10 protein-coding genes are annotated in these 9,448 nt (G+C 62.5%); 6 read left to right on the forward strand and 4 right to left on the reverse strand.

All coding sequences use genetic code 11. The features are described from left to right. Positions 1-178 precede the first annotated feature (178 nt). Positions 179-1,108 carry a transcription regulator VimR gene (vimR, locus tag AAEZ10_RS26440; protein WP_016771820.1) on the reverse strand — a complete coding sequence of 310 codons (930 nt, stop codon included), beginning with the start codon at positions 1,106-1,108 and terminating at the stop codon, positions 179-181. A 119-nt stretch (positions 1,109-1,227) separates the two neighbouring features. Between vimR and AAEZ10_RS26445 the strand changes: the two genes are divergently transcribed. The 3 genes from AAEZ10_RS26445 to AAEZ10_RS26455 all read left to right on the forward strand — a co-directional run bounded on the left by AAEZ10_RS26445 (position 1,228) and on the right by AAEZ10_RS26455 (position 2,893). Next, entirely contained in the window at positions 1,228-1,521 is a 294-nt protein-coding gene (locus AAEZ10_RS26445) for a putative quinol monooxygenase (RefSeq protein WP_016771821.1), read from the forward strand. 32 nt (positions 1,522-1,553) lie between these two features. Beyond that, a complete protein-coding gene (locus tag AAEZ10_RS26450) occupies positions 1,554-2,567 on the forward strand; it encodes a zinc-binding alcohol dehydrogenase family protein (protein WP_252887275.1) in 1,014 nt (337 codons plus the stop codon). A 152-nt stretch (positions 2,568-2,719) separates the two neighbouring features. Further along, positions 2,720-2,893: a hypothetical protein gene (locus AAEZ10_RS26455; protein ID WP_016771823.1), complete on the forward strand. Its 174-nt coding sequence runs from the start codon at positions 2,720-2,722 to the stop codon at positions 2,891-2,893. Between the two features lie 17 nt (positions 2,894-2,910). On the opposite strand, the gene AAEZ10_RS26460 is transcribed toward AAEZ10_RS26455, so the two are convergent. Both AAEZ10_RS26460 and AAEZ10_RS26465 read right to left on the reverse strand, forming a co-directional pair. Next, entirely contained in the window at positions 2,911-4,107 is a 1,197-nt protein-coding gene (locus tag AAEZ10_RS26460; protein WP_016771824.1) for a multidrug effflux MFS transporter, read from the reverse strand. Positions 4,108-4,194: 87 nt separating this feature from the next. Continuing rightward, the gene (locus tag AAEZ10_RS26465) at positions 4,195-4,392 is read right to left on the reverse strand and encodes a cation transporter (protein ID WP_056787762.1); all 198 of its coding nucleotides are present in this window, start codon (positions 4,390-4,392) and stop codon (positions 4,195-4,197) included. Between the two features lie 148 nt (positions 4,393-4,540). Here AAEZ10_RS26465 and AAEZ10_RS26470 point away from each other — a divergent pair, with 148 nt between their 5' ends. From AAEZ10_RS26470 to cueR, 3 genes are all read left to right on the forward strand, one after another. Then, positions 4,541-4,924: a hypothetical protein gene (locus AAEZ10_RS26470; RefSeq protein ID WP_073471844.1), complete on the forward strand. Its 384-nt coding sequence runs from the start codon at positions 4,541-4,543 to the stop codon at positions 4,922-4,924. A 208-nt stretch (positions 4,925-5,132) separates the two neighbouring features. Further along, complete coding sequence (gene cueA / locus AAEZ10_RS26475; protein WP_350571678.1) at positions 5,133-7,526, forward strand: copper resistance metal-translocating P1-type ATPase CueA; 2,394 nt, start codon at positions 5,133-5,135, stop codon at positions 7,524-7,526. Then, positions 7,523-7,936 (forward strand): Cu(I)-responsive transcriptional regulator, encoded by a 414-nt coding sequence (gene cueR / locus AAEZ10_RS26480; protein ID WP_016771827.1) that lies wholly within the window; start codon positions 7,523-7,525, stop codon positions 7,934-7,936. The genes cueA and cueR overlap by 4 nt, the downstream gene beginning before the upstream one ends. Here the strand turns inward: cueR and AAEZ10_RS26485 are convergent. After that, the gene (locus AAEZ10_RS26485) at positions 7,890-9,098 is read right to left on the reverse strand and encodes an MFS transporter (protein WP_350571680.1); all 1,209 of its coding nucleotides are present in this window, start codon (positions 9,096-9,098) and stop codon (positions 7,890-7,892) included. The two genes, cueR and AAEZ10_RS26485, sit on opposite strands and share 47 nt — an antisense overlap. Positions 9,099-9,448 lie beyond the last annotated feature (350 nt).

Here is a 9,448-nt window from a genome sequence, read left to right on the forward strand (position 1 = left end):
TTGCAGCAGAAGTAGCAACCGTCACCAAAAGCCGGCAACGCGTTACGGGGTCTGCGCGCCGGGTGTCAGTGCAGGCATGAGGCGGGCGCTAGTATAAGCGGGTTAAGCCAGACGTCCTGCGCCTGGGCCTGGGCAGGTGGCGATTGTTCCTGACAGAAATTTCTCTAATTGCCTGCGACTAATGATCAACTTTGAGGAAACCGGGAAATTGGCTACTCAATTCGGCGCATCGGCTGGCGAGCATCTCCCTCAGCAGGTTCACCGGCTTACTCAATTGTGCGCGATGGGCGCACAACAGATTCAGCGGTGCGCGCTCACACAGCAGTTCCGGCATCAGCACTTTGAGGCGTCCGGCGAGCACATCGGCGCCGACGTCGAGCCAGGATTTGTAGGCAATACCGGCACCGGCCAGCGCCCATAGCCGCACGACGTCGGCGTCATCGCTGAAGCGGTCGCCGCTGACGGTCAGGCCGACTTCGCGCTTGCCATCGTGAAAACTCCAATGGTCGTGGACGCGGCTGCCGAGCATGTACAAAAGGCAGTTGTGCTGGGCCAGTTGCTCGAGCTGGCGCGGTTCGCCATGCCGGGCCAGATAGTCCGGAGATGCGCACAACACGCGGCGATTGTGTGGCGCGATGGGCAAGGCGATCAGGCTGGAATCTTCCGGCTCGCCGTAGCGCAGGGCGATGTCCACCGGTTGCCGGAACAGGTCGGCGATGCGGTCGCCAAGCAGCAGGCGCACCGTCAGCTTCGGGTGTTCACGCTGGAACGCGTCGAGCCACGGCAGCAGCAGATTGCGGCCGAAGTCCGAGGGCGCCGAAAGCTGCAAAATCCCGCTGACCTGATCCTGACCGCTGGCGAGCAAGCGACGCCCTTCGTCGAGATTGCTCAGGGCGGCGCGGGCATACTCAAGGAAGCCTTCGCCCTCGGCGGTGAGGCGCAGGCTGCGGGTCGAACGCGCCAGCAGCCGCGCACCGAGTTGCTGCTCGATGCGCTTCAACGCCGCGCTAGCCACCGCCGCAGACATGTCCATCACCCGTGCCGCCGCCGACAGGCTGCCCAGATCCGCCGCGCGAACAAACAACTGCAAGTCATCAAAACGCAGCATGCGCAGCCTCGATTATCAAAAAAATATTGAAAGAGCCTGCTCTTTTAGCCGGTTTTATCGCGCAGAGAAATAGCCAATGATGGCCTCCATCGAATTCATCCCGATTCTGGAGTCCACGCATGTCCCAGCCCTTTACCGCTATCGCCACCCTGACCGCTAAATCCGGCCAGCAGGACGTTCTCGAGCAGGCGCTGCGTGCCCTCGTCGAACCGAGCCGCGCTGAGCCCGGTTGTGGCCAGTACGACCTGCACCGCGACCTTGCCGATCCGCAGGTTTTTTATGTCATCGAACAGTGGGCCAGTGACGAGATTCTTGAGGCGCACAACGCAAGCGCGCATTTTCAGAAGTTTCAGGCCAGCGCCGGCCACACCATCGAACACTTCCAGCTCAAACGCCTCGGCAAGATTGCCTGAATCCTTCTTCTATCAACTGTACGGAGCCATTTATGAAAGCCATTGCCTATTACGCTTCCCTGCCGATCAGCGACGCCAAGTCCCTGCAGGACATTGAACTGCCAGAGCCGGTCGCCGGCCCGCGCGACCTCTTGGTGGAGGTCAAAGCCATTTCGGTCAACCCGGTCGATACCAAAGTGCGGCAGAACATGGCGCCGGAAAACGGCGCGGCGAAAGTGCTGGGCTGGGACGTTGCCGGTGTGGTCAAGGCGGTCGGCAGCGAAGTCACCCTGTTCAAGGCGGGCGACAAGGTGTTCTACGCCGGTTCGATCGCCCGGGCCGGTGGCAACAGCGAGTTGCACGTGGTCGATGAGCGCATCGTCGGCCACATGCCCAAGTCCCTCGGTTTTGCCGAAGCCGCCGCGCTGCCGCTGACCGCGATCACTGCGTGGGAATTGCTCTTCGAGCGCCTGCAAATCAGCGAAGGCAGCAATGATGAGGGTCAGAGCCTGCTGATCGTTGGCGCGGCGGGCGGAGTGGGCTCGATCCTTACCCAATTGGCCAAGCAGTTGACCGGCCTGAAAGTGATCGGCACCGCTTCCCGCCCACAGACCCGTGACTGGGTCAGCGAACTCGGTGCCGATCTGGTCATCGATCACAGCCAGCCACTGAGCGAAGAATTGAAGCGCGCCGGCATCGACAGCGTGACCCACGTCGCCAGCCTGACCCAGACCGATCAGCATCTGGCGCAACTGGTCGAAGCCCTCGCGCCGCAAGGCAAGCTGGCGCTGATCGACGATCCGAAGTCCCTCGACATCAGCCTGCTCAAGCGCAAGAGCCTGTCGCTGCACTGGGAGTTCATGTACACCCGCTCGCTGTTCGAAACGCCGGACATGATCGAACAGCACAAGCTGCTCAACCGCGTCGCCGAACTGATCGACGCCGGCACTTTGAAGACAACTTTGGGCGAGCACTTCGGCGTGATCAATGCAGCCAACCTGCGACGCGCCCATGAGCTGCTGGAAAGCGGCAAGGCCAAGGGGAAAATTGTTTTAGAAGGTTTCTAAAAAAATAAAGCCCCGCAACCGCTCGCGATGCCAGAGCGGTTGCGGGGCTTTTTGCCGTCAGTCGGTTGCTTGACCCTTGTCACAATTACGCGGGTATCGAGGTCTACAATCGAAGCCTCTGCGATACATCTTTTACGCAAGGGAGGTCAGCAATGAAGATCCTGATAAAAGAAGTGGCAAAGTCTCAATGGCAGGTGCGCCTGGACCAGCACGTCGTAACCTTTCGCAGTGAAGCCGAGGCTCTGGCCTTCACTCGCACCCTCGAAGCGCGACTCTGCGCGCCCCACCGAATCCCCGAACCCAGCCAGCAGCGCGCCGCCGGCTGAGCTCCAAAGTCGAGCGTTCAGACCTGGGCTTGCGCCAGCGCCCGGGCATTCTGCAAACGCCGGGTGAGCAGCGCAACGCTCACCACCAGCAGACCGCACAGGCTGATGACCATGGCCATCGGCACGGCGCTGCCATCGTGCAACACCCCCACCAACGCGGCGGCACCGGCGGCGATGCTGAATTGCAGGCAACCGAGCATTGCCGATGCACTGCCAGCACGGGCACCCTGACCGTTCATCGCGCAGGCCGAGGCGTTGGGAATGATGCAACCGAGGCTGGCGATGCAGATGAACAGTGGAATCAGCAGCGGCCACAATGCCTCTGGACGCATCGCGCCGACCGCCAGCAGCGTCAGACCGGCGAGGAAGTACACCCACACCGCGCGCACCAGCAAGAATGCCGGGCCACGCTTGGCCAGCAGACGCGCATTGACCTGCGCCACCAGAATGAACCCAGCCGCGTTGGTGCCGAACAGCCAGCCGAAGTGCTCGGCGGGTACGCCGTAGAGCTTGATGAATACAAACGGTGAACCGGCGATGTAGGCGAACATGCCGGCGATAGCGATGCCACCGGTCAGGGCGTGGCCGAGGTAGACCGAATCCTTGACCAGTCGTGCGTACTGGCGCAACGCACCGGACAACGGCTGGCGCGGCACGTGGGCCGGCATGCTTTCCGGCAGCCCCAATGCCACCGCCAGCCCCGCCGCTGCACTGAACCCGGTCAGGACCAGAAAGATCGACTGCCAACCCGTGGTGTTGACCAGCAGCCCACCGAGCATCGGCGCCAGAATCGGCGCCAGGCCCATCACCAGCATCAATTGGGAAAACACCTTCGCCGAGCCCACCGCGTCGCACTTGTCGGCGACCACCGCACGGGAAATCACCATCCCCGCACAACCACCGAGTGCCTGGACGAAGCGCGCGCCGATCAGCCATTCCAGGCTCGGCGCGTAGGCGCAGGCCAATGACGCCAGGGTGAACAGAGCAACGCCGCTGAGCAGCGGAAGCCGCCGGCCGAAACGATCGGAAATCGGCCCGTAAGCCAGTTGGCCCAGAGACAGACCGAGGAAGTACGCCGCCAGCGTCAACTGGACATGCTGCTCATCGGTGCCGAACGCCAGCGCCATGGCCGGGAAGGCAGGCAAATAGAAGTCGATCGCCAAAGGACCGAAAGCGCTCAAGGCGCCGAGTATCAAAATCGTGCGGAAGTTCATCAGGCATCCAGGTGGGCAAGTCGCAGCCCGACAGTCTAGCCGCGCCCGGACGCCTTGAACATTCCGATAGCTCGCTAACGATCAATTTCAGACGAGCTTCACCTCATAACCCTCTTCGCGGATCGCTTCGATCACCTGGTCGGCACTCAGCGCGCTCTCGACGCCGACTTCCTTGGCCGCCAGATCGACGCGCACGCTGGCCGCCGGATCCAGCGCCTGCACCGCAGTGGTGATGGCTTTGACGCAATGACCGCAGGACATGCCTTGAACGTTGAACACTTGCATGGGAAGACTCCTTTGAGTGAGGTTGCCGGCAGTCTCGAGCTTGCCACGATGGCAAGGTCAAGTTCTGCGAAAAACTGCCGGGCTGGCAATCGGCGTCGCGCTCGGCCAAGCTGCATGCATCAATGACTGGAATTCAGGAGATTCAGCCATGCGCTGGTCAGCTTTGGGCCTGTTTGGCTTGCTCAGCCTTTTCGCCGCCATCCCGCAGGTGCAAGCCGCCGGCGAGGATTACGCGGTACTGATCATTTCCCGCGAGCGCCTCGAAGTGGCGACCTCGTGCGAAATCGGCGTGTACATCCAGGACCAGCTCTCGGCGCGCCTGTTCCAGGAGCAGAGCACTTCGTTCAACCTGCCGCCGGGCAAGGTTTCGCTGCGCCTGAAACTGCTGCCGGGCCAGGCACCGGGTTGCAATCCCGGCATGCTCGCACCGGGTTCGCAGGAAGTCGTGCTGCACGCCGGGGATGTGCTGAAGTTCCGCCTGGCGATGAATGCCGAAGGCGTGTACCTGAAACCTGCAGGCCTCGGTTACTGAGCAGACACCCGATCCGTCGCCGATCGTTCCCACGCTCTGCGTGGGAATGCAGCCATGGACGCTCTGCGTCCCGAAGCGTGACGCGGAGCGTCACAGGAGGCATTCCCACGCGGAGCGTGGGAACGATCAACATCTTGCGGAATGGTGCTTGACCTTGCCCGCATGGCAAGGTTGATCCTGTAGACATCCACTACAGGGAGCGCGACCGATGTCCGAATCCACCACTTTCGATCTGCCGATTGCCGGCATGACCTGCGCCAGTTGCGCCGGGCGTGTCGAGCGGGCGCTGCGCAAGGTCAGCGGCGCCAGTGCCGTCAGCGTCAACCTCGCCACCGAACAGGCCCGGGTACAGGCGCCCGACGACAGCCTGCCGGCGCTGATGCAAGCCGTGGAGCGCGCCGGTTACAGCGTGCCCCGGCAAACCGTCGAATTGAGCATCGACGGCATGACCTGCGCGTCCTGCGTCGGTCGCGTCGAACGCGCCCTGAGCAAAGTCCCAAGCGTGAGCAGCGTCAGTGTCAATCTGGCCAACGAACGTGCGCACATCGAATTGCTCGGCCAGGTCGATACGCAAACCCTGCTCGACGCAGTGAGCAAGGCCGGTTACTCGGCCAGCGTCTGGCAAGCCGAACGGCCACAGTCCGATGACCAGCAAAAACGCCTGCACCGCGAGCGCTGGGCATTGATCTGTGCGATCGCCCTTGCTCTGCCGTTGGTGTTGCCGATGTTGCTGCAGCCGTTCGGCATTCATTGGATGCTCCCGGCCTGGGCGCAATTCGCCCTCGCCACCCCCGTGCAATTCATCTTCGGCGCACGCTTTTATGTGGCGGCGTGGAAAGCCGTGCGCGCCGGCGCCGGCAACATGGACCTGCTCGTCGCCCTCGGCACCAGCGCCGGTTATGGCCTGAGTGTCTATGAATGGGCCAGCGCGGCGGGACGCATGCCGCATCTGTATTTCGAGGCCTCGGCGGTGGTCATCGCTTTGGTGTTGCTCGGCAAATATCTCGAAAGCCGCGCCAAACGCCAGACCGCCAGCGCCATTCGCGCTCTTGAAGCGTTGCGGCCGGAGCGGGCGATTCAAGTCATCGACGGGCGTGAGCAGGACGTTGCGATCAGCGCCCTGCGCCTCGACGATCTGGTGCTGGTCAGACCCGGCGAACGCTTCCCGGTGGATGGCGAAGTCGTCGAAGGCCAGAGCCACGCCGACGAAGCGCTGATCAGCGGCGAAAGCCTGCCAGTGCCGAAACAACCGGGCGACAAGGTCACCGGCGGCGCGATCAACGGCGAAGGTCGTTTGCTGGTGCGCACTCAGGCGCTCGGCGCGGAAACCGTGCTGGCGCGGATCATTCGTCTGGTCGAAGACGCGCAAGCAGCGAAAGCGCCGATCCAGAAACTGGTGGACAAGGTCAGCCAGATTTTCGTGCCGACCGTGTTGCTGATCGCCCTGGCCACGCTGATTGGCTGGTGGCTGTACGGCGCACCCCTGGAAACTGCGCTGATCAATGCCGTCGCCGTGCTGGTGATCGCTTGCCCGTGCGCCCTCGGCCTCGCCACCCCGACGGCGATCATGGCCGGCACTGGCGTCGCCGCGCGTCATGGAATTCTGATCAAGGACGCCGAAGCGCTGGAGCGCGCCCATGAAGTCAGCAGCGTGGTGTTCGACAAGACCGGCACGCTGACCTCGGGTACGCCGCGAATCGCGCACTTCAGCGCGGTCGATGGTGACGAAAATAATCTGCTGACCTTGGCCGGTGCGTTGCAGCGCGGCAGCGAGCATCCGTTGGCCAAAGCCGTGCTGGATGCAGCCGCCGAACGCGGCTTGAACGTGCCCGATGTCAGCGACAGCCAGTCGCTGACCGGACGCGGCATCGCCGGCACGCTGGATGGCCGGCGCCTGGCGCTGGGCAACCGGCGGATGCTCGACGAAAGCGCCTTGAGTGCCGGTGAATTGAGCACATCCGCCGAAGCGTGGGAACGCGAAGGCCGCACATTGTCGTGGCTGATCGAACAAAGTCCTCAGCCGAAGGTGCTGGGTCTGTTCGCCTTCGGTGACACGCTGAAACCCGGCGCTCTGCAAGCTGTGCAACAACTTGCCGCGCGGGATATCCAGAGCCACCTGCTGACCGGCGACAATCGCGGCAGCGCACGGGTGGTGGCCGAGGCCTTGGGCATCCGCAATGTTCACGCCGAAGTGCTGCCGGCCGACAAAGCCGCGACGGTGGCCGAGCTGAAGAAAACCGGCGTGGTTGCCATGGTCGGCGATGGTATCAACGATGCCCCGGCCCTCGCCGCCGCAGACATCGGCATCGCCATGGGCGGCGGCACCGACGTTGCCATGCACGCGGCCGGCATCACGTTGATGCGCGGCGATCCGCGACTGGTGCCGGCAGCGCTGGAGATCAGCCGCAAGACCTACGCAAAGATTCGCCAGAACCTGTTCTGGGCCTTTGTCTACAACCTGATCGGCATTCCGCTGGCGGTGTTCGGCTTCCTCAATCCGGTGCTGGCCGGCGCGGCGATGGCGCTGTCGAGCGTCAGCGTGGTGAGCAATGCGCTACTGTTGAAAACCTGGAAACCCAAGGACCTGGAGGAACACCGATGAACATCGGCCAAGCAGCCCGACAGAGTGGCCTGAGTGCAAAAATGATCCGCTATTACGAGTCGATCGGCCTGCTCAAAGCGGCCAATCGCACCGACAGCGGTTACCGCGTGTACGGCAGCGATGACCTGCACACGCTGGCGTTCATCAAGCGCTCGCGAGATCTGGGCTTTTCCCTGGAAGAGGTCGGCAAGCTGCTGACCCTCTGGCAGGATCGCCAGCGCGCCAGCGCCGATGTGAAGGCCCTGGCGCGCCAGCACATCGACGAGCTGAACCAGAAGATCCGCGAGCTCGGCGAGTTGCGTGACACCCTGCAGGATCTGGTCGAACATTGCAGCGGCGACCATCGCCCGGACTGCCCGATCCTCAAGGAACTGGCGTCGGGCTGCTGCGCGCAACCCGCCCGCGCCTGATCCGCAACAGCGTCACCACGCACAACGTACCCAAGGGAATGCCGTGGAACAGCATGACCACGGCCCCCGGCGTCCACCACGCATAGAACGGCGCAGCGACCAACATGCCGATGCCGAAACCGCTCATCTGCAGCAAGGTCAGCACACTGAAAATCGGCAGGCGCAACGCCGCAGGTTCCCGTTGCAGCCGTGACATCAGGCTGACTTCGGAAACCCCGTCACCAAGCCCGGCCGGCAAGGCGAACAGCAGCAGCCCCACGAGGCTGTGCTGCTGGAACATCAGAATGAAACCGCACGACATCAGCGCCACACCGCAGAAAAATCTTCTTTCGAGGTGGCTGTTCTCCGAACCTTTCAGGTGACTGGCGATGCGTGCGCCGAGCAGTTTGCCGCTGGCCCATACCGCAAGCGCCAGGCCCAAGGTCGTACTCGCCGCCTCGGGCGTGAGCAGTTTCGAAATGATCGGGAAGCCGACGTTATGCGCGGCACTGCCCAAGGTGTCGGCCATGGTCACCGCGAGCATGGCCGCGACCACAGGCGCCGAACGCAGGCCCTGCCGCAGCGCAAACCATTCACCGCGTTGCGGCTGTTCGCTGACATCGTTTTTTTCGAAACGCAGCGGCACGATCAGCAGCGCCGCGAGCACATAGGTCAGCGCATTGAGGGCGAAGACCGTTTCAAAACCAAAAGCAGCCACCAGCAACCCCGACACCAGACTGCCGCCGACCATCGCCGCAGAAGAAGCTGAAGTGATCCAGGCATTGGCCTTGAGCAATTGCGCCGGCGCGATCAAGCGCGGCAACTGGCTGTTGAGGCCGATGGCGAACATCGAATTGCCCAGACCGAGGCCGAAGGCAATCAACGGCAACAGCCATGCCTGCTGACTGGCCGGTGTGATCAACAGCAGCCCCAGCAGTGCCGCACGCAACAGATCGAACGCAATCAGCGGCGCGCGGCCCTGCCAGCGTCGGTAGAACCGAGTGCCGATCAGGCTGGCGAAAATGCCGCCACCGACGCGGCTGGCAAGGAAGATGCCGACGCTCATGGCGCTGTTGCTCAGCAAATAAACGTAAGTGGCCAGCGCGACCATGTTGAGGAAGGCGCCGAAATCGGAGATCAGCCGGGCGGTTACGATCAGGTGGATGTTGCGCGGGGTGGTCACATTCAGTCCTTGAGTGTGGTTGGAGCGCTGGACAGTAGACGCGAATAAGCCAGGATCCGAAAGCCCCCTCACCCTAGCCCTCTCCCAAAGGGAGAGGGGACCGATTGGGGGATATTTGGGAGATACACCGACCTGAACGTTTTTCTTTGAATCCATAATCGACTCGGTTTTATCAGGTCGATGTATGGCTCAAGACACCTCGGTCGGTCCCTCTCCCTCCGGGAGAGGGCTGGGGTGAGGGTGCTTTTTGACTCAAACAAAAAACCCGGCCGAACAGACTGTGTGAAAACCTAGCAATCTGCGCAGCGCTCAAAGAAAATGCTCCGTATCGAAAGATACGGAGCATTTTT

The organism is Pseudomonas sp. H26/SER47-MNA-CIBAN-0231 (genome assembly GCF_040310465.1).
GTDB classification, from domain to species: domain Bacteria; phylum Pseudomonadota; class Gammaproteobacteria; order Pseudomonadales; family Pseudomonadaceae; genus Aquipseudomonas; species Aquipseudomonas atacamensis.

Excerpts from the sequence above, each read along its gene's own strand:
- vimR (WP_016771820.1), bottom strand. The coding sequence starts at position 1,108 with ATGCTGCGTTTTGATGACTTGCAGTTGTTTGTTCGCGCGGCGGATCTG.
- AAEZ10_RS26445 (WP_016771821.1), top strand. The coding sequence starts at position 1,228 with ATGTCCCAGCCCTTTACCGCTATCGCCACCCTGACCGCTAAATCCGGC.
- AAEZ10_RS26450 (WP_252887275.1), top strand. The coding sequence starts at position 1,554 with ATGAAAGCCATTGCCTATTACGCTTCCCTGCCGATCAGCGACGCCAAG.
- AAEZ10_RS26455 (WP_016771823.1), top strand. The coding sequence starts at position 2,720 with ATGAAGATCCTGATAAAAGAAGTGGCAAAGTCTCAATGGCAGGTGCGC.
- AAEZ10_RS26460 (WP_016771824.1), bottom strand. The coding sequence starts at position 4,107 with ATGAACTTCCGCACGATTTTGATACTCGGCGCCTTGAGCGCTTTCGGT.
- AAEZ10_RS26465 (WP_056787762.1), bottom strand. The coding sequence starts at position 4,392 with ATGCAAGTGTTCAACGTTCAAGGCATGTCCTGCGGTCATTGCGTCAAA.
- AAEZ10_RS26470 (WP_073471844.1), top strand. The coding sequence starts at position 4,541 with ATGCGCTGGTCAGCTTTGGGCCTGTTTGGCTTGCTCAGCCTTTTCGCC.
- cueA (WP_350571678.1), top strand. The coding sequence starts at position 5,133 with ATGTCCGAATCCACCACTTTCGATCTGCCGATTGCCGGCATGACCTGC.
- cueR (WP_016771827.1), top strand. The coding sequence starts at position 7,523 with ATGAACATCGGCCAAGCAGCCCGACAGAGTGGCCTGAGTGCAAAAATG.